This window comes from Pseudomonas sp. CFBP 8758, assembly GCF_014841725.1.
Taxonomy (GTDB): domain Bacteria; phylum Pseudomonadota; class Gammaproteobacteria; order Pseudomonadales; family Pseudomonadaceae; genus Aquipseudomonas; species Aquipseudomonas baltica.
This window is the reverse complement of the sequence record NZ_JACYUK010000002.1, coordinates 511,561-537,494: the sequence shown is the minus strand read 5'-3', so window position 1 is coordinate 537,494 and position 25,934 is coordinate 511,561. Positions and strand designations below refer to the sequence as shown.

Annotated in this window: 24 protein-coding genes and 1 pseudogene; 12 read left to right on the top strand and 13 right to left on the bottom strand. The window is 61.8% G+C overall.

What is annotated here, in order from left to right; translation table 11 throughout:
• Nucleotides 1-36: 36 nt before the first annotated feature.
• The 4 genes from IFT75_RS06270 to fadD2 form a co-directional block, all read right to left on the bottom strand.
• Complete coding sequence (locus tag IFT75_RS06270; RefSeq protein ID WP_122479233.1) at nucleotides 37-1,158, bottom strand: beta-ketoacyl-ACP synthase III; 1,122 nt, start codon at nucleotides 1,156-1,158, stop codon at nucleotides 37-39.
• A 76-nt stretch (nucleotides 1,159-1,234) separates the two neighbouring features.
• Nucleotides 1,235-5,146 carry an ATP-dependent RNA helicase HrpA gene (hrpA, locus tag IFT75_RS06265; protein WP_192053816.1) on the bottom strand — a complete coding sequence of 1,304 codons (3,912 nt, stop codon included), beginning with the start codon at nucleotides 5,144-5,146 and terminating at the stop codon, nucleotides 1,235-1,237.
• Nucleotides 5,147-5,247: 101 nt separating this feature from the next.
• Nucleotides 5,248-6,945 (bottom strand): long-chain-fatty-acid--CoA ligase FadD1, encoded by a 1,698-nt coding sequence (fadD1, locus tag IFT75_RS06260; RefSeq protein WP_192053814.1) that lies wholly within the window; start codon nucleotides 6,943-6,945, stop codon nucleotides 5,248-5,250.
• Between the two features lie 270 nt (nucleotides 6,946-7,215).
• Complete coding sequence (fadD2, locus tag IFT75_RS06255; RefSeq protein WP_192053812.1) at nucleotides 7,216-8,901, bottom strand: long-chain-fatty-acid--CoA ligase FadD2; 1,686 nt, start codon at nucleotides 8,899-8,901, stop codon at nucleotides 7,216-7,218.
• A gap of 164 nt (nucleotides 8,902-9,065) precedes the next feature.
• On the opposite strand from fadD2, the gene IFT75_RS06250 reads away from it, so the two are divergent.
• Nucleotides 9,066-9,536 carry a MaoC family dehydratase gene (locus IFT75_RS06250; RefSeq protein ID WP_043187336.1) on the top strand — a complete coding sequence of 157 codons (471 nt, stop codon included), beginning with the start codon at nucleotides 9,066-9,068 and terminating at the stop codon, nucleotides 9,534-9,536.
• 7 nt (nucleotides 9,537-9,543) lie between these two features.
• On the opposite strand, the gene IFT75_RS06245 is transcribed toward IFT75_RS06250, so the two are convergent.
• Nucleotides 9,544-9,708: a hypothetical protein gene (locus IFT75_RS06245; protein WP_163007605.1), complete on the bottom strand. Its 165-nt coding sequence runs from the start codon at nucleotides 9,706-9,708 to the stop codon at nucleotides 9,544-9,546.
• 61 nt (nucleotides 9,709-9,769) lie between these two features.
• Nucleotides 9,770-10,096: an aspartate-semialdehyde dehydrogenase gene (locus IFT75_RS06240; protein WP_192053810.1), complete on the bottom strand. Its 327-nt coding sequence runs from the start codon at nucleotides 10,094-10,096 to the stop codon at nucleotides 9,770-9,772.
• Between the two features lie 190 nt (nucleotides 10,097-10,286).
• Between IFT75_RS06240 and metG the strand changes: the two genes are divergently transcribed.
• From metG to IFT75_RS06220, 4 genes and pseudogenes are all read left to right on the top strand, one after another.
• Complete coding sequence (gene metG, locus IFT75_RS06235) at nucleotides 10,287-12,338, top strand: methionine--tRNA ligase (protein ID WP_192053808.1); 2,052 nt, start codon at nucleotides 10,287-10,289, stop codon at nucleotides 12,336-12,338.
• Nucleotides 12,339-12,445: 107 nt separating this feature from the next.
• Nucleotides 12,446-13,264 (top strand): annotated as a pseudogene (locus tag IFT75_RS06230) (RnfABCDGE type electron transport complex subunit B); the annotation flags it as partial.
• A 34-nt stretch (nucleotides 13,265-13,298) separates the two neighbouring features.
• The gene (gene nth / locus IFT75_RS06225; protein ID WP_192053805.1) at nucleotides 13,299-13,937 is read left to right on the top strand and encodes an endonuclease III; all 639 of its coding nucleotides are present in this window, start codon (nucleotides 13,299-13,301) and stop codon (nucleotides 13,935-13,937) included.
• Nucleotides 13,938-14,043: 106 nt separating this feature from the next.
• Complete coding sequence (locus IFT75_RS06220) at nucleotides 14,044-14,223, top strand: PA3496 family putative envelope integrity protein (RefSeq protein WP_192053803.1); 180 nt, start codon at nucleotides 14,044-14,046, stop codon at nucleotides 14,221-14,223.
• A 21-nt stretch (nucleotides 14,224-14,244) separates the two neighbouring features.
• Here IFT75_RS06220 and IFT75_RS06215 read toward each other — a convergent pair whose 3' ends face one another.
• Entirely contained in the window at nucleotides 14,245-14,871 is a 627-nt protein-coding gene (locus IFT75_RS06215) for a response regulator transcription factor (RefSeq protein WP_122479241.1), read from the bottom strand.
• Nucleotides 14,872-15,341: 470 nt separating this feature from the next.
• On the opposite strand from IFT75_RS06215, the gene IFT75_RS06210 reads away from it, so the two are divergent.
• Nucleotides 15,342-15,890, top strand: coding sequence for a hypothetical protein (locus IFT75_RS06210; RefSeq protein ID WP_122479242.1), 549 nt, complete (start codon nucleotides 15,342-15,344; stop codon nucleotides 15,888-15,890).
• Nucleotides 15,891-15,942: 52 nt separating this feature from the next.
• On the opposite strand, the gene IFT75_RS06205 is transcribed toward IFT75_RS06210, so the two are convergent.
• Together IFT75_RS06205 and IFT75_RS06200 are read right to left on the bottom strand one after the other, a co-directional pair.
• On the bottom strand, nucleotides 15,943-17,160 hold the full coding sequence (locus tag IFT75_RS06205; protein WP_122479243.1) for an argininosuccinate synthase: 1,218 nt from the start codon (nucleotides 17,158-17,160) through the stop codon (nucleotides 15,943-15,945).
• A gap of 96 nt (nucleotides 17,161-17,256) precedes the next feature.
• Nucleotides 17,257-18,180 carry a flagellar protein MotY gene (locus tag IFT75_RS06200; RefSeq protein WP_122479244.1) on the bottom strand — a complete coding sequence of 308 codons (924 nt, stop codon included), beginning with the start codon at nucleotides 18,178-18,180 and terminating at the stop codon, nucleotides 17,257-17,259.
• Between the two features lie 130 nt (nucleotides 18,181-18,310).
• Here IFT75_RS06200 and pyrC point away from each other — a divergent pair, with 130 nt between their 5' ends.
• The 4 genes from pyrC to bfr all read left to right on the top strand — a co-directional run bounded on the left by pyrC (nucleotide 18,311) and on the right by bfr (nucleotide 21,079).
• Entirely contained in the window at nucleotides 18,311-19,357 is a 1,047-nt protein-coding gene (gene pyrC, locus IFT75_RS06195; protein ID WP_192053801.1) for a dihydroorotase, read from the top strand.
• Nucleotides 19,354-20,028 (top strand): ribonuclease T, encoded by a 675-nt coding sequence (gene rnt, locus IFT75_RS06190; protein WP_122479246.1) that lies wholly within the window; start codon nucleotides 19,354-19,356, stop codon nucleotides 20,026-20,028. Before pyrC ends, rnt begins: the two co-directional genes overlap by 4 nt.
• Nucleotides 20,029-20,181: 153 nt before the next feature.
• Nucleotides 20,182-20,403, top strand: coding sequence for a bacterioferritin-associated ferredoxin (locus IFT75_RS06185; RefSeq protein ID WP_122479247.1), 222 nt, complete (start codon nucleotides 20,182-20,184; stop codon nucleotides 20,401-20,403).
• 199 nt (nucleotides 20,404-20,602) lie between these two features.
• The gene (bfr, locus tag IFT75_RS06180) at nucleotides 20,603-21,079 is read left to right on the top strand and encodes a bacterioferritin (RefSeq protein WP_122713240.1); all 477 of its coding nucleotides are present in this window, start codon (nucleotides 20,603-20,605) and stop codon (nucleotides 21,077-21,079) included.
• Nucleotides 21,080-21,182: 103 nt separating this feature from the next.
• On the opposite strand, the gene grxD is transcribed toward bfr, so the two are convergent.
• Nucleotides 21,183-21,524, bottom strand: coding sequence for a Grx4 family monothiol glutaredoxin (grxD, locus tag IFT75_RS06175; protein WP_043187303.1), 342 nt, complete (start codon nucleotides 21,522-21,524; stop codon nucleotides 21,183-21,185).
• Between the two features lie 134 nt (nucleotides 21,525-21,658).
• Nucleotides 21,659-21,952 carry a hypothetical protein gene (locus IFT75_RS06170; protein WP_122479249.1) on the bottom strand — a complete coding sequence of 98 codons (294 nt, stop codon included), beginning with the start codon at nucleotides 21,950-21,952 and terminating at the stop codon, nucleotides 21,659-21,661.
• Between the two features lie 279 nt (nucleotides 21,953-22,231).
• Here IFT75_RS06170 and argF point away from each other — a divergent pair, with 279 nt between their 5' ends.
• Both argF and IFT75_RS06160 read left to right on the top strand, forming a co-directional pair.
• A complete protein-coding gene (gene argF / locus IFT75_RS06165; RefSeq protein ID WP_192053799.1) occupies nucleotides 22,232-23,152 on the top strand; it encodes an ornithine carbamoyltransferase in 921 nt (306 codons plus the stop codon).
• Nucleotides 23,149-24,234: an ABC transporter ATP-binding protein gene (locus IFT75_RS06160; RefSeq protein ID WP_192053797.1), complete on the top strand. Its 1,086-nt coding sequence runs from the start codon at nucleotides 23,149-23,151 to the stop codon at nucleotides 24,232-24,234. Before argF ends, IFT75_RS06160 begins: the two co-directional genes overlap by 4 nt.
• 71 nt (nucleotides 24,235-24,305) lie before the next feature.
• On the opposite strand, the gene IFT75_RS06155 is transcribed toward IFT75_RS06160, so the two are convergent.
• Both IFT75_RS06155 and IFT75_RS06150 read right to left on the bottom strand, forming a co-directional pair.
• Complete coding sequence (locus IFT75_RS06155; protein ID WP_192053795.1) at nucleotides 24,306-24,752, bottom strand: Hsp20 family protein; 447 nt, start codon at nucleotides 24,750-24,752, stop codon at nucleotides 24,306-24,308.
• A gap of 151 nt (nucleotides 24,753-24,903) precedes the next feature.
• Nucleotides 24,904-25,848 (bottom strand): tRNA dihydrouridine synthase, encoded by a 945-nt coding sequence (locus IFT75_RS06150; protein WP_122479253.1) that lies wholly within the window; start codon nucleotides 25,846-25,848, stop codon nucleotides 24,904-24,906.
• Nucleotides 25,849-25,934: the final 86 nt, after the last annotated feature.

Sequence of the window (25,934 nt, the reverse complement as noted above, 5' to 3'; positions counted from 1 at the left end):
AGGTTGCGCCTTTTTCACTGGTGTTGCGGCAGTCGATCAGCGCTTGCGCAGAATCACGCTGCCGATGGAGTAGCCTGCGCCGAACGAGCTCAACACCCCGAGCGAGCCTGGCGCCAGATCATCCTGATGGGTGTGCAAGGCAATCACCGATCCCGCCGAACTGGTATTGGCATACCGGTCGAGAATCACCGGCGCCTCGTCGACGCTGGCGTCGCGGCCAAGCAGCTTCTTGACGATCAAGTGATTCATGCTCAGGTTGGCCTGATGCAGCCAAAAGCGCCTGACGCTTTGCACGGCAATGTCGTTCTGCGCCAAATGGGCGCTGATCAGTTCGGCAACCATCGGGCAGACTTCCTTGAACACCTTGCGGCCTTCCTGCACGAACAGCTTGTCGTCGCCTCCTGCCCCCAACGCTTCGGCCCGATTGAGGAACCCGAAGTTGTTGCGGATATTGTTGGAGAACTGCGTCTGCAGACGGGTGCTGACGATGTCGAACTGGTTCGTCGAAGTGGCCAGGTCTGCCCGTTCCACCAATACGGCCGTTGCTGCATCGCCGAAGATGAAGTGGCTGTCGCGGTCACGGAAATTCAAGTGCCCGGTGCAGATCTCCGGGCTCACCACCAGCACCGCGCGCGCCTGCCCCAACTGCACGCTGTTGCTTGCCTGCTGGATACCGAACGTGGCCGAGGAACAGGCCACGTTCATGTCGAAACCGAAACCCTGGATACCCAGCGCCTGCTGCACTTCGATAGCCACTGCCGGGTAGGGACGCTGCAGGTTGGAACAGGCGACGATCACCGCGTCGACATCGGCGGCCGTGCGGCCAGCCCGTTGCAAGGCCTGCTCGGCGGCTGCAACCGCCATCTGGCACAGAATCGACTGCTCGTCGTTACCGCGTTCAGGCAGGTGCGGTCTCATCCGCTGCGGATCGAGAATCCCGGCCTTGTCCATGACGAAGCGGCTCTTGATGCCACTGGCCTTCTCGATGAAAGCCGCGCTGGACGGCGCCAGCGCCTGTGCATCGCCACGCTCGATGGCGGCGGCGTTGTCTGCATTGAACGCTTCGACGTAGTGGTTGAAAGACTCGACCAGCTCTTCGTTGGAGATGCTCTGGGCCGGCGTATACAGGCCGGTGCCGCTGATGACGACGTTATGCACGCTCGTTCCTCTATTGTTAGGGGCAACTCATTCACATGGACGCCACGCAGGCCCAGGTCAATCGACCCGGGCAGATTCAGGCGTCCACTGCGCTCCACTGCTTGCTCAAGCGCTTGTCCGATACCGGCACCTTGGTGCCCAACTGCTGCGCGAACAGCGACACTCGATACTCCTCCAGCAGCCAGCGGTAGGCCGCCAGCTGTGGATCACGCTTGCCTTCCTGGCCATGCTTGTTCAGGCGTGCCTGATACTGGCTCCAGAGATTGGACAGCTCACCGCTCCAGACCCGGTCTTTCTGCACCTGGCTGGGCAGTTTCTCCAAGCGTAGCTCGACAGCCCTGAGCAGGCGCGGCATTTCCTTCAACCACGCTGCGGGAGTGTCACGCACAAAACCGGGATAGACCAGATTGCCCAGTTGTTGCTTGATATCGTTCAGCGCCACGGCATGGGTCAGATCGATCTTGCCCTTGAAGCGCTTCTGCAGGCCGTGCCAGAGCTTGAGAATATCCAGGGTCAGGCGCGCCAGACGCTCGGCATGCTCCGCCCATGCACCGCGCTTGCGCTCGGCCAGCGTTGCCAGTGCCACGCCATCGCGCGGCAGGCTGGCCTCGCCCTCGAGCACGCAGCTGTCGAGGCTGGCCAGCAGAATATCCTCGACCAAGGCTTCGACACGGCCCAGTTCGCGGTACAACAGGCCCAGCTCGGTCTGGCCCGGCAACTTGCCGCGCAGGAACTTGGCAGGCTCGGACAATTGCTGCAGCAACAGGCGCTGCAGGGCGCGGCGATGCTGGTATTCGGCTTCGGCCGCTGTCGAGAAACGCCCTTCCTTGACCGTACCACCCTCTTCGACCAATGCGGGATACACCGTCATCGACAGTCCGGCGATGTTCTGCTGGGTAGTCTGCTCGACCTTGGCGAACGCCTTGGCCTGCACCGGTTGCTGGCTCTTGGCCGTGCTCGGCACGGCCAACGCCGCGCTGCTGGCCTCGGCGAAGCGCGCGGTCAGCTCGGCCAGGTCACGCCCTTCACCCAGAAACTTGCCCTGGCCGTCGAGCACTTCGATGTTCATGCGCAGATGGCTGTCGACCTGCTGGGCCGCCTCGGCCCACGCCTCGTCGCTGACTCGCGCGCCGGTCATGCGCAGCAATTCGCCCCCCAGCGCCTGCGGCAGCGAGCCTGCGCCGAACGTCAGGCGTGCGAGCGCTGCGCGAACGAAGTCCGGCACCGGCACGAAGTTCTTGCGCAAGGCCTTGGGCAGGTTGCGCACCAGCGAAATGCATTTGGCTTCCAGCAACCCCGGCACCAGCCACTCCAGGCGCTCACCCGGCAACGCGGGCAGCAGCGGCGCGGGCACGCACAAAGTGACACCATCGCGCGGGTGATTGGGCTCGAAGTGGTAGCTCAACTGCAGGCTCAGGTCGCCCAGCCGCAGGGTGTCCGGGTACTGCGCGGCAGTGACTTCGCTCGCCTCGCGGGCCAGTACGTCCTCTTCGCGCATGATCAGCAGATCGGGTTGTTTCTGACTGTTGACCTTGTACCAGCTGTCGAAGGTCGCGGTCTGGTGAATCTCGGCAGGAAGGCGTGCCTCATAGAAGCCGTAGAGGGTTTCTTCGTCGGCGAGAATGTCGCGGCGGCGGGCCTTGGCTTCCAGCTCGTCGAGTTGCTCGAGCAGCAGGCGATTGGCCGTCAGGCACTTGGCTCGCGACTGGATCTCGCCACGTACCAAGCCTTCGCGGATAAACAGCTCGCGTGACGTCACCGGGTCAATGGGGCCGAAATGCACCGGGCGCCGGCCAACCACGATCATGCCGTAGAGCGTGATCTGCTCGAACGCCACGACTTGGCCGCGCTTCTTCTCCCAGTGCGGTTCGAAATGGTTCTTCTTGATCAGATGCCCGGCCAGCGGTTCGATCCAGTCAGGTTCGATCTTGGCGACCATGCGCGCATACAGCTTGGTCGTTTCGACCAGCTCGGCGGCCATCAGCCACTGAGGCTTCTTGCGCCCCATGCCCGAGGACGGGTGGACCCAGAAGCGACGCTGGCGTGCGCCCAGGTAGTCGCCGTCTTCGGTCTTCTGGCCGATCTGACTGAGCAGGCCGGACAGCACCGCCTTGTGGAACCTGGGATAGTCCGCAGCGTCCTTGTTCACTTCCAGCTGCAGGTCACGGCAGATCAGGCTCAGTTGCCGATGCGCATCGCGCCATTCGCGCAGGCGCAGGTAATTGAGGAACTGTTTGCGGCACCAGTTGCGCAACGCGCTTGCGCCCAGCTCCTGGCGCTGGGTTTCGAAACCACGCCACAGATTGACCAGCGCGGCGAAGTCCGAATCGGCATCCTTCCATTGCGCATGCGCCTGGTCGGCAGCCTGCTGGCGCTCGGGCGGACGCTCGCGCGGGTCCTGCACCGAGAGCACGCTGGCAATGATCAAGACTTCCTGCAGGCTACCCTGGCGCGCGCCCTCGAGCAGCATGCGTCCCAGCCGCGGGTCGATCGGCAACCGGGCCAACTGGCGGCCCATGGGCGTGAGCTGGTTCTCGCGGTTGACCGCGGACAACTCCTGCAAAAGATTGAAGCCATCGCTGATGGCCTTGCCATCGGGCGGCTCGATGAACGGGAACTGGTCGATTTCGCCCAGGCGCAGGTGCAGCATCTGCAGAATCACCGCCGCAAGGTTGGTGCGCAGGATTTCCGGATCGGTGAATTCGGGGCGCGAGAGAAAATCCTCTTCGCTGTACAGGCGGATGCAGATGCCCGGTTCGACCCGGCCACAGCGACCCTTGCGCTGGTTGGCGCTGGCCTGGGACACCGCCTCGATCGGCAGGCGCTGGACCTTGGCACGGTAGCTGTAGCGACTGATGCGTGCGGTGCCGCTGTCGATCACGTAGCGAATGCCTGGCACGGTCAGCGACGTTTCCGCCACGTTGGTGGCCAAAACCACACGGCGCCCGGGATGGGACTGAAAGATGCGCTGCTGCTCGGCCGGCGACAGGCGCGCGTACAGCGGCAAAATTTCCGTGTGCCGCAGCTGCGCCTTGCGCAGCATGTCGGCGGCATCGCGAATCTCGCGCTCGCCGGGCAGGAACACCAGCACGTCGCCCGGCGTCTTGCGCTCGCTGCGCTCGAAGGCGGCGATTTCGTCGAGCGTCGCCAGGATCGCCTGGTCGACGGTCAGGTCGTTCTCGATCTGATTGCCTTCCTCGTCCTGCTCGGCAGTGAGCGGCCGATACCAGGTGTCCACCGGGAAGGTCCGCCCGGACACCTCGATGATCGGCGCGTCGTTGAAGTGCTCGGAGAAACGCTGCAGATCGATGGTGGCCGAGGTGATGATGACCTTGAGGTCGGGCCGCCGTGGCAGCAGGGTCTTCAGGTAGCCCAGCAGAAAATCGATGTTGAGGCTGCGTTCGTGCGCTTCGTCGACGATGATGGTGTCGTAGCGTTCGAGGAAGCGGTCGTGCTGGGTCTCGGCCAGCAGGATGCCATCAGTCATCAGCTTGACCAGGGTATTGGCATCGCTCTGGTCTTCGAAGCGCACCTGATAGCCAACCAACCCGCCCAATGGCGTGGCCAATTCCTCGGCGACCCGACTGGCCACGCTGCGCGCCGCGATCCGGCGCGGTTGGGTATGAGCGATCAGACCATGCTGGCCGCGGCCCATTTCCAGGCAGATCTTGGGCAACTGGGTGGTCTTGCCCGAGCCGGTTTCACCGGCAATGATCAGCACCTGGTGCTCGGCGAGGATTTTCTTGATCTCGTCGCGCTTGGCGGCAATCGGCAGGCTGTCGTCGTAGCGCACGCTTGGCACGCTCAGCCGACGCGCCTGGACGCGGGCGAACGAGGCCTGGACTTTCTCGACCCACTGGCCAAGCTTCGCCTCGTCAGGACGCTTGCGCAGTTCGTGCAACTGTCTGCGCAGGCGGTGACGGTCGCCGATCATGGCCTGGTCGAGGTTTTTCAGAAGCTGGTCAATCGAAACGGTTTGGTCGGTCATCAGGTACGCAGAGGTCTTGGTGGGGTACGTCGAAGGTTACACCCCGCGATTGTCGCAGATTTGCGGGGGTTGTGTCGGCAGCCCCCGGAGCTGGGCAGAGATCAGGCCGATTTCTTGATGCCCAGTTTCTTCAGTTCTTCGTCGCGCAGTTCACGCCGCAGGATCTTGCCCACGTTGGTGGTCGGCAGCACGTCGCGGAATTCCACCGTGCGCGGCACCTTGTAGCCGGTGACGTTGGCACGCATGTGCTCCATGACCTTCTCCTTGGTCAGGGTGACACCCGGCTTGGCCACGACGAAGATCTTGATCGACTCGCCGGACTTTTCGTCCGGTATGCCGATGGCGGCGCACTGCAGCACGCCCGGCAGGGTGGCAAGGACATCCTCCAGCTCGTTGGGGTACACGTTGAAACCGGAGACCAGGATCATGTCCTTCTTGCGATCGACGATACGCATGTAGCCGTCGGGCTGTATCAGTGCGATGTCGCCGGTCTTCAGCCAGCCCTGGGCGTCGAGGATCTCGGCGGTGGCGTCCTGGCGCTGCCAGTAGCCCTTCATGACCTGTGGGCCCTTGATGCACAACTCGCCGATTTCGCCCAACGGCAGCTCTTCGCCCGCATCGTTGATGATCTTGGCCAGGGTGGACGGTACTGGAATGCCGATGGTGCCGATCTGGATGCGCTGGTTGGGGTTCACCGAGGCGACCGGGCTGGTTTCGGTCATGCCATAGCCCTCGCAGATGGCACAGCCCGTCACCTCTTTCCAGCGTTCGGCGGCCGCCAGCTGCAGGGCCATGCCCCCCGACAGGGTGACTTTCAACGCCGAGAAGTCGAGCTTGCGGAACGCATCGTTGTTGCACAGGGCCACGAACAGCGTGTTGAGCCCGACGAAGCCGCTGAACTTCCACTTGGAAAGCTCCTTGACCATCGCCTGCAGGTCGCGCGGATTGCTGATCAGCACGTTGTGGTTGCCGATCAGCATCATCGCCATGCAATGAAAGGTGAAGGCATAGATGTGGTAGAGCGGCAGCGGCGTGATCAGCACTTCGCAGCCTTCATCGAGGTTGGCGCCCATCAAGGCCTTGCACTGCAGCATGTTGGCGACCAGATTGCGGTGGGTGAGCATCGCCCCCTTGGCCACCCCGGTGGTACCGCCGGTATATTGCAGCACGGCTACTTCCGAGCTGGCCGGATTGGCCTCGGTGACGGCCTGGCCGCGACCCTTGCTCAACACGTCGTTGAACTTCACCGCACGCGGCAGGTGATAGGCCGGGACCATTTTCTTCACGTACCTGATCACGCTGTTGACCAGCAGTCGCTTGAGCGGTGGCAGCAGGTCGGCGATTTCGGTGACGATGACGTGGCGCACGGCCGTTTTGGGCACGACCTTTTCTGCCAGGTGCGCCATGTTGGCCAGACAGACCAGGGCCTTGGCGCCGGAGTCCTTGAACTGGTGTTCCATTTCCCGCGCGGTGTACAGCGGGTTGGTATTGACCACCACCAGGCCTGCGCGAATGGCACCGAAGACCGCCACCGGATACTGCAGGACGTTTGGCAACTGCACCGCAATGCGGTCACCCGGCACCAGGTCGGTGTGCTGCTGCAGGTACGCGGCAAAGGCACCGGACAGCTCATAGAGCTCGCCGTAGCTGAGGGTCTTGCCCAGATTGGTGAACGCCGGCTTGTCGGCGAAGCGCTGGCAGGACTGCTTGAGCACCGCCTGGATATTGGGATACATGTCTGGATCGATATCCGCCGCGATTCCAGCCGGATACTTATCCTTCCAGAAATTTTCGATCATGGAAGCCCACTCCTCCAGCGCCAGCGAATCTTCACCGCATTCGATGCGATTATTATTGATATGTCAGCACGACCGCTACAGGTCCGAATGCCGAAAAGCGCGCCGAGAGTAGCAGCTTTGCCATAAGGCGACTAGAGGCCGAAGGTGGCTCGCCGGTAACCATTGTGACCGTATCGTCAATTCCGGTCACACCTGATTTCACACGACGCAGGCCAGCAGGCGTCAGCGTTCGAGGGCTGTGACACCAGGGCCTGGCGCCTGCATTGCGCGTCACTCGTCGCGCAGCTCACGCCGCAGGATCTTGCCCACGGGCGTCATCGGCAGGGCATCGCGCAGGACAATTTCCCGTGGCAGCTTGTAGCCGGTGAAATTGGCCTTGCAGTAGGCCATCAGCTCGGTCGTGGTCAGTTGCGGATCGCGAGCCACGACGAACAGCTTGACCGCCTCGCCTGAGCGCGCGTCCGCCACGCCAATGGCCGCGCAGTTGGCCACTTGCGGATGGGCCATGACCACGTCCTCGATCTCGTTGGGATAGACGTTGAAACCGGACACGATGATCAGGTCTTTCTTGCGGTCGACGATGCGCACGTAGCCATCGGGGTCTATGACGGCGATGTCGCCGGTCTTGAACCAGCCTTGCGCGTCCAGCGCCTCGGCGGTCGCCTCGGGCTGCTGCCAGTAGCCGCGCATCACCTGGGGCCCCTGGATGCACAGCTCGCCCCGCTCGCCCAACGGCAACTCGCAGCCCTGCTCGTCGATCACCTTCAACGCCGTGCCAACCACAGGAATACCCACGCTGCCGATGCGCGCACTCTGGCCATACGGGTTGGTGCAGGCCACCGGCGATGTCTCGGTCAGGCCATAGCCTTCGACGATGCGGCAACCGGTAAGGCTTTCCCAGCGTTCGGCAGTGGCCTTGACCAAAGCCGTGCCGCCGGAGTTGGTCACCTTGAGGCGGGAGAAGTCCAGCGAACGGAACTGCGGGTGCTCCATCAATGCCACGAACAGCGTGTTCAGGCCCAGCAGCGCGGTGAACCGCCATTTTTTCAGCTCCTTGATGAAGGCACCGATATCGCGGGGGTTGCTGATCAGCACGTTATGGTTGCCGGTGACCATCATGCACAGGCAGTTCGCGGTGAACGCATACACGTGGTACAGCGGCAGCGGCGCGATCATCACCTCGTGGCCTTGCTGCAGGATCGTCTGCCCCTGTTCGTCGAGCTGATGGAAACACGCCCGTACCTGCTGCATGTTGGCGACCAGATTGCCATGGGTGAGCATGGCGCCCTTGGCCAGGCCAGTGGTGCCGCCGGTGTACTGCAGCACCGCGAGGTCTTCGAGGGTCGGCGCTACCGGACGTGGCGCAAGCTCTGCGCCTCGCGCCAGAACCGTCTTGAACGACGCTGCCTGGGGTAGATGGTAGGCAGGCACGCGCTTCTTCACCTTGCTCACCAGCGTGTTGATCAGCCAACCCTTGGCAGTGGGCATCAGATCGCCCAGGCGGGCTTCGATCAGGTAGTGCAGCGTGGTGTCCGGCAGCACCTGTTCGACCTTGTCGCCGAACAGGTTGAGGTAGACCAGCGCCCGCGCGCCGGAATCGCGGAACTGATGGCGCATTTCCCGCACGGTATATAGAGGGTTGGTATTGACCACGACCAGGCCCGCGCGCAGCGCGCCGAACACCGCGATCGGGTACTGCAGGACATTGGGCAACTGCACGGCGATGCGGTCGCCGGGGACCAGATCGGTGTGCTGCTGCAACCAGCTGGCAAACGCGCTGCAGTGCCGGTCGAGCTCGGCGTAGGTCAGGGTAACGCCCATGTTGCTGAAGGCCGGACGATCGGCAAAGGTGCTGCAGGAGCGGTCGAACACATCGACAATGGACGTGAATTCATCGACGGGGAGCGTGTGGGGCACGCCCGGTGGGCGCTTGTCGTTCCAGAAATCAGGATGCATTATTATTGTCCTCTGATTCGAAGCCCGCCCGGCCATTGCGCCTGCGGTATGCTGCCGACGTTAGCAGCTGCCGCAACCCACGCAAATGCGCACGACCCCGCTGTTAACATCGTGAATCTATTTGACGCGGCCACGACCGTCGCCAAGCCAAGGACCCACCGCTCATGACCCAAGTCACCAATACCCCGTACGAAGCGCTCGAGGTCGGCCAGACCGCCAGCTTCAGCAAGACCGTGCAGGAACGCGACATCCAGCTGTTCGCCGCCATGTCGGGCGACCACAACCCGGTGCACCTCGACGCAGAATTCGCCGCCAGCAGCATGTTCAAGGAACGCATCGCCCATGGCATGTTCAGTGGTGCGCTGATCAGCGCCGCAGTGGCATGCGAGCTGCCAGGGCCCGGCACCATCTACCTGGGCCAGCAGATGAGCTTCCAGAAGCCGGTGAAACTGGGCGACACCCTGACCGTGCGCCTGGAAATCCTCGAGAAACTGCCCAAGTTTCGCGTCCGCATTGCCACTCGCGTGTTCAATCAGCGCGATGAACTGGTGGTCGACGGCGAGGCGGAAATTCTTGCGCCACGCAAGCAGCAGACCGTGACCCTGGTCAGCCCGCCACCCATCAGCATCGGCTGAAGGGCCTTCAGCGCTTCTTAGGCTTCTTGGCTTTCTTCCCGGCCTTGGCCTGGGCCAGTGGCAGCGCCTGTTCGAATGCCTGGCGCATTTCGTTGAGGCGCTTGTCCTTGAGGTCATGGATGCGCTTGCCGCGTTCGCTGGCAAAATCGATCAGGTTGTCGTCTTGGCTCATGGCAGTGTCGGGTCGGATGGCGAATGGGATGGTCCATGATGCAGCGCGCGAACGGCTCTGACTAGACCTGGATATCGACCCACAGCCCCTGGCGCGGCGGGTCCTCGACCAAAGGCGCCACCGGAACCGTTTTGTCGGCGTTGAGCGAGTCACCCGGCACCGGCGTGTGCTCGTCGGGGTCGGGCTGCCGGCCCTCACGCTGGCGTCGTCGCTGCTCCTCGCGCAGGAGCAGGGCGGTCTGGTCGGCATCGTGATGGCGCAGGTCGATGGCGGTTTCGTTCGAGCCGGGCTGGGCTGGCGCGACCGGCGCGATGCTGGGCGTGGACTTGACCGGGTCCAGTTGCGAGGTCACCGGCACGACGCTGATCGGGATCAGGGGCGGAATCATGAGGGAAGTCTCCTAATCTCAGGTTGTCGGCCGTCCTCGCAGCGACTTGAGGCATTTTGTCGCACTGGCATGATCGCACTGACGCGGACGGATCACCGAACGCTGCTCGCAAGCCCTGACAACAGGTGAAAAAATCCCTTGGCCCCTTTATAGTGTTCGGTCTTCGTTTCACTTCCAGTAGCCGAGCCCCATGTCCGAGCCACGCAAGATTCTCGTCACCAGCGCCCTGCCCTATGCCAACGGTTCCATCCACCTTGGCCATATGCTGGAGTACATCCAGACCGATATGTGGGTGCGCTTCCAGAAGCATCGCGGCAATCAGTGCGTCTATGTCTGTGCAGATGACGCCCATGGCTCGGCCATCATGCTGCGCGCGGAAAAGGAAGGCATCACGCCGGAACAGCTGATCGCCAACGTCAAGGCCGAGCACAGCGCCGACTTCGCCGACTTCCTGGTGGACTTCGACAATTTCCACTCCACCCATTGCGAAGAAAACCGCGAGCTGTCGAGCGAGATCTACCTGAAACTGCGCGAAGCCGGTCATATTGCCCAGCGTTCGGTCACCCAGTACTTCGACCCGCAGAAGCAGATGTTCCTGGCCGACCGCTTCATCAAGGGCACCTGTCCCAAGTGCGCGGCAGCCGACCAGTACGGCGACAACTGCGAAAAGTGCGGCGCCACCTACGCACCCACCGAGCTCAAGGATCCGAAGTCGGCGATCTCGGGCGCCACGCCCGTACTCAAGGATTCCCAGCACTTCTTCTTCAAGTTGCCTGACTTCCAGCAGATGCTCGAAGGCTGGACTCGCAGCGGCACCTTGCAGGACGCGGTGGCCAACAAGATCGCCGAGTGGCTCGATGCCGGCCTGCAGGAGTGGGACATTTCCCGCGACGCGCCGTATTTCGGCTTCGAGATTCCCGGCGAGCCAGGCAAGTATTTCTACGTGTGGCTGGATGCGCCGATCGGCTACATGGCCAGCTTCAAGAACCTCTGCGCCCGCCGCCCCGAACTCGACTTCGATGCGTACTGGGGCAAGGATTCGACGGCAGAGCTGTACCACTTCATCGGCAAGGACATCATCAACTTCCATGCGCTGTTCTGGCCAGCCATGCTCGAAGGCGCCGGCTACCGCAAGCCGACCGCGCTGAACGTGCACGGCTTCCTTACGGTCAATGGCGAGAAGATGTCCAAGTCGCGCGGCACCTTCATCAAGGCCCGTACCTACCTGGATCACCTGGCACCCGAATACCTGCGCTACTACTTCGCATCGAAGCTGGGCCGTGGCGTGGACGACCTGGACGTCAACCTCGATGACTTCGTGCAGAAGGTCAACTCCGACCTGGTGGGCAAGGTGGTCAACATCGCCAGCCGCTGCGCCGGTTTCGTCCACAAGGGCAACGACGGCGTGCTGGTCACCGCCAATGCCGCGCCGGAGCTGACCCAGGCGTTCCTCGATGCAACGCCGAGCATCGCCGAAGCCTATGAAGTCCGCGACTTCGCCCGCGCCATGCGCGAAATCATGGCACTGGCCGACCGTGCCAACGCCTGGATTGCCGAGAAAGCGCCGTGGTCGCTGGCCAAGCAGGAAGGCCGCGGCGACGAGGTCCAGGCCGTCTGTGCGGTGGGCATCAACCTGTTCCGTCAACTGATCATCTTCCTCAAGCCGGTATTGCCCGAGCTGGCCCGCGAAGCCGAACGCTTCCTCAATGTCGAACCCCTGAGCTGGGACGACCATGCCACTTGGCTCGCCGACCATCGACTCAACCCGTTCCAGGCGCTGATGACCCGTATCGACCCGGTCAAGGTGCAGACGATGACCGATGCCTCCAAGCAAGACCTCGCCGCTGCCCAGGACCCTGTCGCGCCTACGCCCGCCACTGGCAACGGTGAGCTGACCAAGGAGCCACTGGCCGCCGAGATCGACTTCGACGCCTTCGCTGCGGTCGACTTGCGCGTCGCGCTGATCCTCAAGGCCGAAGCGGTGGAAGGCGCAGACAAGCTGCTGCGTTTGACCCTGGACATCGGCGATGAACAGCGCAACGTCTTCTCCGGGATCAAGAGCGCCTATCCTGACCCGGCCGCGCTGGAAGGTCGATTGACCATGATGATTGCCAACCTCAAGCCTCGCAAGATGCGCTTCGGCATCTCCGAAGGCATGGTCATGGCAGCGGGCCCTGGCGGCGAGGAAATCTACCTGCTCAGCCCCGACAGCGGCGCCAAGCCCGGCCAGCGCATCAAATAGGTCCGCGGCTCGCGCACCCTGCCCGTCATCTTCAGCGCAAGACGACGGGCAAGGCTGCTGCCAACGTCACCCTTGCCATCTGCCCTCATCCGCACTCCGGCCGGCCCATGACCCTGATCCAACGCATCGACGCATTGCTGCCGCAGACTCAATGCGGCAAATGTGGCCATGCCGGCTGCAAGCCCTACGCAGCCGGTATTGCCGCCGGTGAACCGATCAACCGTTGCCCGCCGGGGGGTGATGCGACCATCGTCGCCCTGGCCCAGTTGCTGCAGTTGCCGGTACTGGCACCGGACCCGGAACGTGGCACGGCACCCGCCCAGGTCGCCTACATACGCGAGGCGGAATGCATCGGCTGTACCAAATGCATTCAAGCCTGCCCGGTGGACGCCATTCTCGGCGCGGCCAAGTTGATGCACAGCGTACTGGCAGACGAATGCACGGGTTGCGACCTGTGCGTGGCGCCCTGCCCCGTCGACTGCATCGAGATGCGCCCGGCGCCGACATCGGCTTTCACGTCGCTGGCGAGCGACCCTTCGTGCGGTCCCGAACAGCAACGCGCTCGACTGCGAAAGCGCGATCAGGCCCGACAACGCTACCAGGCCCGCAACGAGCGCTTGCAAAGGATCGAGACTGCCCGACAGGCCGAGCGAGCGCCAAGGCCCCTGCGTTCAGCGACCGTTGCGCTAGCGCAGGGCCCAGCCCTGTCGGCACTCGAACGGATCAAGGCAGCGAAGGCGGCCAAGGCCAGCGGTGGCGATAGCGCCCTGAAACAGGCGAAGATTGCCGTGGCCATGACCCGCGCACAGCTGGTGAAAACCCGGAAGGCTTTCGTGACCCCGCCAACATTCGAGCAATTCCTCGTGCTCGACACCTTGGGCCGCGAGCATGAGGCCGCCGAACGTCACCTCGCCACACTGCAAACACTCTAGCCCAGCCTGCCAAGGATCTATTCACCCGATGAACGCGACGAAACGCCAGGAAATCTTCCGTCGGCTGCACGAAGACAATCCAGAGCCCAAGACGGAACTGGCCTATGGGTCTGCCTTCGAGCTGCTGATCGCCGTCATTCTCTCTGCACAATCCACTGACGTGGGCGTGAACAAGGCCACCGCGAAATTATTCCCCGTCGCACCGACTCCCCAGGCGATGCATGCGCTGGGCGTCGAAGGGCTGTCGAGCTACATCAAGACCATCGGCCTGTACAACAGCAAGGCGCGCAATGTCATCGAAACCTGCCGCCTGCTCGTGGAACGGCACAACGGCCAGGTGCCGCAGACCCGCGAAGCTCTCGAAGCGCTGCCTGGCGTTGGACGCAAGACCGCCAACGTGGTGCTCAATACGGCGTTTCGGCAACTGACCATGGCCGTCGACACTCACATATTTCGTGTCAGCAACCGCACCGGGATCGCGCCGGGGAAAAACGTGGTCGAGGTCGAGCAGAAACTGATGAAGTTCGTGCCCCGCGCGTACCTGCTCGACTCGCACCACTGGCTGATCCTGCACGGACGCTACGTTTGTCAGGCGCGAAAGCCCCGCTGTGGTAGCTGTCGCATCGAAGACCTGTGTGAATACAAGCACAAGACCAGCGACGATTGAGGTTGCCTGTAAGAGCTCAGCTCTCGATTGAAAAAATCTTTTTTACGCCGTCTTCGAATATCGCTATAAGGTCCGCCATTGGCAGCACATGCCTGGAGCTGACATCATGAGTACCGATAACGAAGTGCTGGAAACGGAAGACGACTTCACCACCGTAGAAAGTGAAGAAGCCGAGCCCGTCGTCGAGCCCGTCAAGAGCAATCTGAGCAAGCGCCGTACGATCGATAACCTGCTCGAGGAAAAACGTCTGCAACGGCAGTTGGCTGACTACGATTTCGATATATAGGCCACATGGCTTGCCTGCAGATCAGGCCAACCCATTGCGCTGAGCCAACTCGATCAGGTCGACGAGCGAGCGAGCATTGAGTTTCTGCAGCAGGCGCGTCTTGTAGGTACTCACGGTCTTGTTGCTGAGGAACATGCCGTCGGCGATCTGCTTGTTCGACTTGCCCTTGGCCAACTGCTGCAACACCATCATTTCTCGCCCGGACAGGCGATCCACCATATCGGCTTCCGAGGCATTGCCCAGGCTCGCTCGCACCGAGTGCAACGCCTGATTGGGGAAATAGCTGTAGCCGGACAATACGGCCTTGATCGCACTGAGCAGTTCGGTGAGGTCCTGCTGTTTGCACACGTAGCCCGCCGCACCTGCCTGCATGCAACGCATGGAGAAATGCCCCGGTGCCTGCGAAGTCAGCACCAGCACCTTGAGCTGAGGCTCGCTGACCGTGAGCCGACCGATGACTTCCAGCCCGTCGAGCTTGGGAATACCGATATCGAGAATGACGATGTCCGGGGCGTGGTCACGGGCCAGTTGCAACGCGTCGACGCCGTTGTCGGTCTCGGCCACTACCTCGTAGCCGTGGCGCTCCATCAGCAACCGCACGGCGAGGCGGATGACCGGATGGTCGTCCACGATCAGCACTTTATTCATGGGAAGATCCAATTTTCGCTGTTCGAATTCTAGAGCCCGCACATTACCCCAGACAACTGCCGCCTTGGACGATAGAGAATCTGGGCAGGCAATAACTAAGACACTTCCTACAACACCCGACGAATATTCCTACATATTAAGCCGGTGAAAATTTCTGTACAGTGTTTGGCGGCATCGAGCTCTGCTTATAAAACCAAGGAGCAGGAGCATTGCATAATTGACCAGCCGCTTCAATTGAGCCGTGCGCCTCGAACCGGCCAAGCTGTTGCAGGATAAATACCGGCAGTCGATCTACACAACTTCAGCTGGAAAACACCGGGCCAGAGCCTTGGCGACCGCGTGCAGCGGCGCATGCCCGCGGGCACCACGACAGCGGCAGGCAGATAACTATGCATCCTGCGCGGCCCGGCGACCCTACTACTATCGTTGGCCCAGCAACTACCGGCCGGACACGGCCCTGCGAGGCACACGTGGCTAACAAGAAGATCACCCGTCCCAATCCGCTGGGCGTCATCGCGCTGTTCACGGCCATGGTCGAGGCATCGGCCTTGGCGAGCCTGCCGTTTCTGGACGACACCAGCCAGACCATCTATATATGGTTTCTGGTAGGTTTCCCAACTTTCCTGGCCATTCTTTTCTTTGCAACGCTCAACTTCAATCGACGTGCACTTTACTCGCCCTCGGACTTCGAGAGTTCAGCGTATTTTCTTGAAAGTCTCGACAACGAAGTGGACGCTTATAAATACCGAGCCGATAACCGGGTACGCCTGGCGCACAATGATCTGCATATCATCGACACCAGCACGTTGCCCACGCGCACCCGCGTGGCAGCCCATCTGGAACGGCTGGCTGATATTCTGGAAACGCGCAAGCACGTCCGACCGTTATTGATCGTGCTGGTGGGCCAGGCTGCACCGCCACCCTTGCCCAGTGCACTGGTCACGCGCCTGACCGGGCTGCATTGCCAAGTGGCGGCGCTGCAGCCCGGTCGTTTGAAGTGGACGGTACTGCTGAGCTGATCGATAAAAAAACCCCGGTCGAAACCGGGGTTGCCGACACGCCTGCGCTGTATCAGAACAGCGTGCGGCCCTTGTTGGCGGCAATGCGCATGCGCAGCGCGTTGAGCTTGATGAAGCCTGCGGCATCGGCCTGGTTATAGGCGCCGCCGTCTTCCTCGAAGGTCGCAATGTTGGCGTCGAACAGCGAGTCATCGGACTTGCGACCGGTAACGATCACATTGCCCTTGTACAGCTTGAGTCGAACCACACCGTTCACGTTGACCTGGGAGGCGTCGATCATCTGTTGCAGCATCAGACGTTCAGGACTCCACCAGTAGCCGGTGTAGATCAAGCTGGCGTACTTGGGCATCAGCTCGTCCTTGAGGTGGGCCACTTCGCGATCCAGGGTGATGGATTCGATCGCACGGTGGGCGCGCAGCATGATGGTGCCGCCCGGGGTTTCGTAGCAACCACGGGACTTCATCCCCACGTAGCGGTTCTCGACGATATCCAGGCGGCCGATGCCGTGCTCGCCGCCGATGCGGTTCAGCGTCGCCAGCACGGTCGCGGGGGTCATGTCGACGCCATCCAGCGCGACGATGTCACCATTGCGAAAGGTCAGCTCCAGGTACTGTGGGGTGTCCGGGGCGTTCTCCGGCGAGACGGTCCAACGCCACATATCTTCTTCGTGCTCGGTCCAGGTGTCTTCCAGCACACCGCCCTCGTAGGAAATGTGCAGCAGGTTGGCGTCCATCGAGTACGGCGATTTCTTCTTGCCGTGGCGCTCGATCGGAATGTTGTGCTTTTCGGCGTAGTCCATCAGCTTTTCACGGGAGAGCAGATCCCATTCACGCCATGGTGCGATGACCTTGACGCCGGGCTTGAGTGCATAGGCGCCCAGTTCGAAGCGCACCTGGTCGTTGCCCTTGCCGGTGGCGCCGTGGGAAATGGCATCAGCACCGGTTTCATTGGCTATTTCGATCAGGCGCTTGGCGATCAGCGGACGAGCGATGGACGTACCCAACAGGTACTCGCCTTCGTAAACGGTGTTGGCGCGAAACATCGGGAACACGAAGTCACGCACGAATTCTTCGCGCAGATCGTCGATGTAGATTTCTTTCACGCCCATGGCCTGTGCCTTGGCGCGGGCCGGTTCGACCTCTTCGCCCTGACCCAGGTCGGCAGTGAAGGTCACCACTTCACAGTTATAAGTATCCTGCAGCCACTTGAGGATCACCGAAGTGTCCAGGCCGCCGGAATACGCCAGAACGACCTTGTTTACGTCCGCCATGCCATCACTCCACGGGTTCTACGGAAAGCCGTCGATTCTACCGCCCAAGGCCGCGAATTTACAGGGGCGCGACAGCTTTGGTTGAACAAGCGACAATCACAAAGGCTTGGCAGGGGGTTTTTCCGTGGCCAGAACGGCGGGCGAATCGGTGGCTGGGGTGACGTTCGGGGCCGCTTCGGCACGGCTCAACTCAATGCTCACACGGCGGTTGCGCGCCCGATTGGCAGCTGTGTTGTTGGTCACCAGCGGGTAGCTTTCGCCATGGAAACGCAAGGTGATCTGGCTGTCGCTCAAGCCATGGGCCAGCAGGTATTCCTGCACGGCCATGGCCCGACGCCTGGACAGATCGCGATTGACCAGGCGGTTGCCGCTGTTGTCCGAATGCCCGTCGAGCTGCACGTGATTGACGCTCGGATCGGCCTTCATGAAAGCCAGCAGCTTGTCCAGGCGCGCCTTGGCCGCCCCATCGAGCTCGAGGTTGCGGGGAAAGCCTACTTCGCTCAGGCGGATCTGGTCGTAGTTCATCGGCAGCAACTTTGCTGCACAGGCCTGGTACTCGCCGAAAGCCTGGCCGAAACGCGCCGAGAGCAGGCGGATCTCCACCGGCTGGCCGCCTCCGGACTGGCTGCGTACCAGGGTCATGCGACCCTCGAGCAGGCCATTGATCAAGCCGCTGGCCTGGCTTTGCGAGCTGGTGAGCAGAGCTTCGCCATGGCCCAGGCGCACGCTGCCCAGATTGATGTCGCCGCGACCGGGTTGCCACGGTGCCGCAGCCGCAATCAGCGTGGCAGAACCCGTGCCCAGCAGGCGGCTGGCGGAAGTCAGGCGAAACACGGCCTGCTCGCCGGCACGGCGGACGAATTCGGCCGAACCGAAATTGGTCACGGGCTGGCCCAGGCGGCATTCGAACTGGTCACCCGCGACCTTCCACTCGACGTTCTCCAGACGGGTCTGGAAATTCATCGCCAGGGCCGGAAGGCTGGCAAACACACTGAGCAGGGCAATATAACGCTGGCGCACGACAGGCTCCACGGGTTCGAACAGGGTACTTCCAAGGTATCGGACATGGCCTGCAAAACTTGATAGCGGATGCCGTGCACGGCGTTTTCCGGTAGCATTCGCGGCGAGTTCGAACCGCCTGGAATCCCCAATGTCCGACCGCCTGACCCTTCTGCGTCCCGACGACTGGCACATTCATCTTCGTGATGGTGCCGTGCTGCCGCATACCGTGGCCGATGTATCGCGAATCTTCTCCCGCGCCATCGTCATGCCCAACCTGGTACCGCCGGTGCGCACCGCCGCCGAAGCCGATGCCTATCGCCAGCGCATCCTTGCCGCACGCCCTGCAGGCAGCGCCTTCGAACCGCTGATGACCTTGTACCTGACCGATCGCACCAGCGCTGCCGACATCCGCGCCGCCAAGGCCAGCGGCTTCGTCAAGGCGGCCAAGATGTACCCGGCCGGCGCCACTACCAATTCCGATTCCGGGGTGACCAGCCTGGACAACATCACCGAGGCGCTCGAAGCCCTCAGCGATGCCGGCATGCCGCTGCTGATCCACGGCGAGGTCACCCGTGGTGATGTCGACGTGTTCGACCGCGAAAAGATCTTCATCGACGAGCACATGCGCCGGCTGGTAGAGCGCTTTCCCGCGCTCAAGGTGGTGTTCGAGCACATCACCACGGCCGAGGCCGCCGAATTCGTCAAGGCCGCGCCGGCCAATGTCGCGGCGACCATCACCCCGCAGCACCTGCTGTACAACCGCAACCACATGCTGGTGGGCGGCATCCGCCCGCACTTCTATTGCCTGCCGATTCTCAAGCGCAATACGCACCAGGTTGCCTTGCTCGACGCCGCCACCAGCGGCAGCGCCAAGTTCTTCCTGGGCACCGATTCGGCGCCCCACGCGCAGCATGCCAAGGAGGCGGCCTGTGGCTGCGCCGGCTGCTACAGCGCCTTCGCCGGTATCGAGCTGTACGCCGAGGCATTCGAGCAGCGTGATGCGCTGGACAAGCTGGAAGGCTTCGCCAGCCTGCATGGCCCGGATTTCTACGGCCTGCCGCGCAACACCGACACCATTACCCTGGTCCGCGACGAGTGGACCGCCCCAACCAGCCTGCCATTCGGTGAGCAGGTAGTCATCCCGCTGCGCGCCGGTGAACAACTGCGCTGGCGCCTGCTGGAGAAAGATGCGTGAGTGAAGACAACTACGACGACGAAGACACGGGCGGTTCGGGCACTGGCTCGCGCCATCCCATGGCCGCACGTTTCCGCGGCTACCTGCCGGTAGTCGTGGACGTGGAGACGGGCGGCTTCAACTGCGCCACCGACGCCCTGCTGGAAATCGCCGCAACGACCATCGGCATGGACGAGAAAGGCTTCGTCTTTGCCGACCATACCTACTTCTTCCGCGTCGAGCCGTTCGAGGGGGCCAACGTCGAGGCCGCTGCGCTGGAGTTCACCGGTATCAAGCTGGACCACCCCCTGCGCATGGCCGTCAGCGAAGAGACAGCGCTGACCGACATCTTCCGCGGCATCCGCAAGGCGCTGAAGGCCAACGGTTGCAAGCGCGCGATCCTGGTGGGCCACAACAGCAGTTTCGACCTCGGCTTTCTCAATGCCGCGGTTGCGCGTACCGAAATGAAGCGCAACCCGTTCCATCCCTTTTCCAGCTTCGACACCGCTACCCTGGCAGGGCTTGCCTACGGCCAGACCGTCCTGGCCAAGGCGTGCCAGGCCGCCGATATTGATTTCGACGGGCGCGAGGCTCACTCGGCTCGCTACGACACGGAGAAGACCGCCGAGCTGTTCTGCGGCATCGTCAATCGCTGGAAGCAGATGGGCGGCTGGCAGGATTTCAACGATTGAACCGGTGCAGCAGGGAACGTCGAGAATGATCGACGGCCCCTGCTGCAACCGTTCATCGCTTGTGCCAAACGTAGTCGCGAGTTGCTTTGACAAGCATTCTCATTAACATTAGGATCCTCCGCATTGAAACCAACACAGCGGCGGTTCTTACGTATGTATGTCTGTCTTTGCCAGGGTGTCACCGATGGTCAGATTCGCGATGCGATCTACGAAGGCTGCTGCAGCTTTCGTGACGTGCGTGAAACCCTCGGCGTGGCCACGCAGTGCGGTAAATGTGCCTGCCTAGCCAAGGAAGTGGTACGCGATACCCTGACTCAAATCCAGACCGCTCAGGCCTCTGCACTGCCCTACCCAGCAGAATTTACACCCGCGTAAAACCACCGTCTTTGAAGAAACCGGGCCCCGCCCGGTTTTTTTATGTCTGGAATACAACGACTTAGCAACAAACGCGGAACTCAGTCATTCTTATTCCGATTAATTTTCATATAGTATTCAATAACTTAGGTTTGACATGCTTAGTTCCTGAGGCCAAACTTCACGCCATTACTCCTATACCCGCGCAGGCTCTCTGATCATGAAAGGCGATATCAGCGTCATCCAGCATCTCAACAGGATCCTCGGAAACGAGCTGGTCGCCATCAACCAGTACTTCCTGCATGCCCGCATGTACGAAGACTGGGGCCTGAACAAGCTGGGCAAGCATGAATACAAGGCGTCGATCGACGCAATGAAGTACGCCGACAAGTTGATCAAGCGCGTGCTGTTCCTCGAGGGCATCCCCAACCTGCAGGAGCTGGGCAAGATTTTGATCGGTGAACACGCCGGTGAAATGCTGGCCTGCGATCTCAAGATCGAATACAAGGGCCTGGGCGATCTGAAAGGCGCCATCGCTCATTGCGAAACCGCTGGCGACTTCGGCAGCCGCGAAATGCTCGAAGACATTCTTGAAGGCAAGGAAGAACAGATCGACTGGCTGGAGACTCAACTGAGCCTGATCGACAAGGTCGGGATCGAGAACTACCTGCAGTCGAGCATGGGCGAAGAAAGCTGAGTCTTCCCAACCCTGACGCGACACCATGAAAAAGCCCCGCGCTGCGTGAACAGCGCGGGGCTTTTTCATGGCTGGCTGGCACCAAGGCCAGCCAGCAAGCGGATCACGCGTCGGCTTTGGGCTGTGCGGCCTTGGCCGAAGCGTCCTTGACCAGCGTCTGCAATTCACCGTTGGCGGCCATTTCGGCCACGATGTCGCTACCGCCTACCAGCTCACCGGCCACCCACAGCTGCGGGAAAGTCGGCCAGTTGGCGTACTTGGGCAGGTTTGCACGGATTTCCGGGTTCTGCAGGATGTCGACGTAGGCGAACTTTTCGCCACAGGCCATGATCGCCTGCGAAGCCTTGGCCGAGAAACCGCACTGGGGCGCATTCGGCGAGCCTTTCATGTAAAGCAGGATTGTGTTGTTGGCAATCTGCTCTTTGATCGTTTCGATAATATCCATGGAGCACCTCGCTCGGCTTGTATATCCGACTCAGTCGTCGGCACGGTGAGGCATTGTAACGGAAAGCCGAGCGCTACGCTCGGGCTCTTGCGCTGACCGTTGCTCAGAGCGAAGGCGTTGCCAAGTGTGCCGAACTAGTTCAGCGGCAGCGAAGGTGGCAGTGCCTGCAGCTGGATTTCCAGGACAGTTTCGACTTCTTCCTGGGCGACATGCACACCGGTCAGTTCGCCGATGAGGCGCCAGTGGTCGTCCAGGCCGGTGCTGATGGTCGCCATGCGATCAATCATGTGCTTGCCGGCCGAGCGTGTGACCTCGTCGGAACTGCGCAGCAGTTCGAACGACATCGAGGTCATGGATGCCGTCAGGTGGGTCAGGGTGCGCGCGGTCAGGCCGAGCAGCTCCAGCAGTTGTTGTTCTTTCGATTCCATTCCGCAAACTCCGTGTGTTTCCCAAGACGCATTTATAACCCACGCCCGATGTTTAGGAAACGTCAGATGGTCGGGCGAAACATCCAGCTATCGAAACCCTGTGAAACTTGTTGGCCCCGTTCAAAACTGCAGTGGCTGTTGGTAAAAGGCGACAGTTCCTTATAGGATGGCGCCTTCCCTTATTTCGTCGCCCCGTGCGGCTTTCGCCGCAGGTCTCACTCGTTTTTCCGAAAAACCTGTTTTCGAGTACCTGCGGTCCGTGGCAAAAGGTAGTCAATGATGAGCGCAAGGCACTTTCTCTCCCTTATGGATTGCACGCCCGAAGAGCTAATCAGCATCATTCGTCGAGGCATCGAGCTCAAGGACCTGCGCCAGCGCAGCGTGCTTTTCGAACCCTTGAGGAACCGCGTACTGGGCATGATCTTCGAGAAATCGTCGACGCGTACCCGCCTGTCCTTCGAAGCCGGCATGATCCAGCTCGGCGGCCAGGCGATTTTCCTGTCCCCGCGCGATACACAGCTGGGCCGTGGCGAGTCCATCGGCGACTGTGCCATCGTCATGTCGCGCATGCTCGATGCGGTGATGATCCGCACCTACGCCCACCAGACACTGACCGAGTTCGCCGCCAATTCGCGGGTACCGGTGATCAACGGCCTGTCCGATGACCTGCATCCGTGCCAGTTGCTTGCCGACATGCAGACGTTCCTGGAACACCGTGGTGCCATTCAAGGCAAGACAGTGGCCTGGATCGGCGATGGCAACAACATGTGCCACAGCTATATAGAAGCGGCCATCCAGTTCGACTTCCAACTGCGCATTGCCTGCCCCGAAGGCTTCGAGCCCGACTCGCGATTCCTCGCCATGGCCCCGGACCGCGTCAGCGTGGTCCGCGATCCGCGCGAAGCCGTACGTGGCGCGCATCTGGTCAGCACCGACGTCTGGACTTCCATGGGCCAGGAAGAAGAAACCGCCCGCCGCCTGAAGCTGTTCAAGCCCTATCAGGTCAACCGCGAGCTGCTCGACCTGGCGGCCGACGACGCGTTGTTCATGCATTGCCTGCCTGCACATCGCGGCGAGGAAATCAGCCACGACATACTCGACGACCCTCGCGCCGTGGCCTGGGACCAGGCCGAGAACCGCCTGCATGCGCAGAAAGCGCTGCTGGAATTTCTGGTCGCTCCAGGGTATCGCCCTCAATGAGCACCGCACTGCTGCTCGAACTGCGCAACCTGGCCTGCGGCTATGGCGCCCAACGCGTGGTCCAGAACCTCAATCTGCACTTGAATGCAGGCGACATCGGTTGCCTGCTCGGCTCCTCTGGATGCGGCAAGACCACGACCCTGCGCGCCATCGCCGGTTTCGAGCCGGTTCATGAAGGCGAGATCACGCTCGATGGCGAAATCATTTCCAAGGCCGGGCACACCCTGGCCCCGGAGAAACGTCGGATCGGCATGGTCTTTCAGGACTACGCGCTGTTTCCCCACCTGACCGTGGCCCAGAACATCGCCTTCGGCATTCGCAAGCATCCGCGCCAGGCACAGGTCATCGGCGACATGCTCGAACTGGTCAACCTGGGTGGCCTGGATGCACGCTATCCCCATGAACTGTCGGGTGGCCAGCAACAGCGTGTCGCGCTGGCCCGAGCACTGGCGCCGGAGCCGCAGCTGCTGTTGCTGGACGAACCCTTCTCCAACCTCGACGTCGAGCTGCGCCGTCGCTTGAGTCACGAAGTGCGGGACATTCTCAAGCGCCGCGGTACCAGCGCGATCCTGGTCACCCATGATCAGGAAGAAGCCTTCGCCGTCAGCGATCATGTGGGCGTGTTCAAGGAGGGTCGGCTGGAGCAGTGGGATACGCCGTACAACCTGTACCATGAACCCGCTACGCCGTTCGTGGCCAGCTTCATCGGCCAGGGCTATTTCATACGTGGTCAATTGCTGGATCCGGAGACGGTGAGTACCGAGCTGGGTGTTCTGCGTGGCAACCGTGCCTATACATGGCCTGCCGGTAGCGCCGTCGATCTGCTGCTGCGTCCCGACGACATCGTGCACGCGCCCGACAGCTCGCTCAAGGCACGCATCGTCGGCAAGAGCTTCCAGGGCGCCGCTACCCTGTATCGCCTGCAGCTACCGACCGGCAGCCAACTTGAAGCCGTATTCCCCAGTCACCTGGACTATCAGCCAGGGGCCGAAGTTGGTATTCAGGTCGCCGCCGACCATCTGGTGTTGTTTCCTGCAGCAGGCAGTGTGCCGGTGCTGGCCGACACGCGCCGACAGGCCTGACAACCCGGAGAAATTTCAGCCAATAAAAAAGGGCGCCCCACCAGGCGCCCTTTCTTCTACGGCTTCAAGCGTTACTGCAGACGAGTCTGCGCGGATCCATTGATGGGGATCCGCTTGGCCTTGGCCTCTTCAGGCACGACACGCAGCAGGTCGATATTGAGCAGCCCGCTGTTCAACGCTGCAGCCTTGACCTCGATATGGTCGGCCAGGCGGAACGACAGCTTGAACGCGCGCTGGGCGATGCCCTGGTGCAGGTAGGTCACTGCACTGGTATCAGCGTCGCGCTTGCCACCACTGACGGTCAGTACGCCCTTCTCGACCTGCAGCTCCAGGTCTTCTTCCTGGAAGCCTGCGGCGGCAATGACGATCCGGTACTGATCATCGGCATGCTTTTCGACATTGTAGGGTGGGTAGCTGCTGGCCGACTCGTTGCGTGCGGCAGACTCGAACAGGTCATTGAACCGATCGAAGCCCACGGAGTGGCGAAACAGTGGAGCAAGGGAAAATGCGGTAGTCATGTGTCTCTCCTGAATCTCAGCGAGTGGTTGTCTCCGCGACCCGAATTCGGCATCGCGTACCCCATAGATAGGGACCACCCAAGGGCTTTCAAGAGTTCGCACGAAAACATTTTAACGGCGCAGCCATTTTTTCGTGCGGTAAGGCGACCCGCTAGCCCGGCTGCAGCAATCGTTCCACGGCGTCGCAATCCTGCTCGCGACGCACGAGGGTGAACAGCTCGGTCGCTTCGGGGTAGGTGCGGGTCAGCATGGCCAGCCACTGCTTGAGTCGGCCCGGTGCCTGGCGTGGTGTCAGTTGCGCACGGGCTTGACGCCAGAATTCGCGGATCAATGGCAGCAGCTCGGACCAGGTCATGTCAGGCAGCTCGATGCCTTGCCGGGCCGCAACGATCTGCCGAGCCAGGTCGGGCCTGGACACCAGGCCACGACCGAGCATGAAGTCTTGCGCGCCACTGACCTCGCGGCAGCGCCGCCAGTCGGCCACGGTCCAGATGTCGCCGTTGGCATAGACCGGCACCTTCACCACGTCCTGCACCTTGGCGACCCACTCCCAGTGCGCAGGCGGCTTGTAGCCATCGACCTTGGTCCGCGCGTGCACCACCAGCACATCCGCTCCGCCCTCGGCCAAGGCCGTGGCGCATTCGATGGCGCTGTCCGGGGTATCGAAACCCAGGCGCATCTTGGCCGTCACGGGAATGTGCGCAGGGACGGTGGCGCGCACTTCGCGCAGGATGCGGTGGAGCAACTCGGGTTCCTTGAGCAGCACCGCGCCGCCACGGGACTTGTTCACCGTCTTGGCCGGGCAGCCGAAATTCAGATCGATCACGGGCGCGCCGAGGGTGCAGGCGAACGCAGCGTTGTCGGCGAGGGCCGAGGGGTCGGAGCCAAGCAGTTGCACGCGCAGCGGCACCCCGGCACGGGTCTTCGCACCGGTAAGCAGCTCGGGGCCGAACTTGTGATAGTAGGCGGCGGTGAGCACGCGCTCGTTGACGCGGATGAACTCGGTGACGCACCAGTCGATGCCGCCGACCTGGGTGAGGACGTCGCGCAGGATATCGTCGACCAACCCTTCCATGGGCGCCAAAGCTAATTGCATGGGGTAGTTCTCGGGCAGAGGCGTGAAAGGGAGCGGATTCTAGCAGAAAGCCTGCACATCGACGGCAGCGCTGCTACCCGATGGTG